Source organism: Chlorobaculum sp. 24CR (assembly GCF_004118635.1).
GTDB lineage: Bacteria > Bacteroidota > Chlorobiia > Chlorobiales > Chlorobiaceae > Chlorobaculum.
In genome coordinates, this window is the sequence record NZ_SDGU01000112.1 from 1 (window position 1) to 301 (window position 301).

The 301-nt window shown below is 64.5% G+C and carries 1 pseudogene; it reads right to left on the reverse strand.

Annotated elements, in window-relative coordinates:
• Positions 1-301 (reverse strand): annotated as a pseudogene (locus EST62_RS13245) (dissimilatory-type sulfite reductase subunit beta); the annotation flags it as partial.

Consider the following 301-nt stretch of genomic DNA (forward strand, 5'->3'; position numbering starts at 1 on the left):
AACTCGCTCCCACGGGCGGCCTCCGGCTTTGTAGGCGGTGAGGATGCGGCCGACCACTTCGGTCACTTCCGGCCAGCGCGGCGGATTGTTCGGCAGATTGTGCGCCACGAGGCTCATGGTCGAGGGTTTCGAGCGGGCGTTGCTGTTTTTGCCGCCGACCCACACCGCAAATTTCGAGTGTTCGGGGTGGTTGATCTCCATGGCCGGGCAGGCGCCGAAGCACGCGCCGCAGCAGATGCACTTGGCTTCGTCAACCATGAGCGTCTTTTTGCCGTCAACGACGGTCGGGCGAATCGCGGCG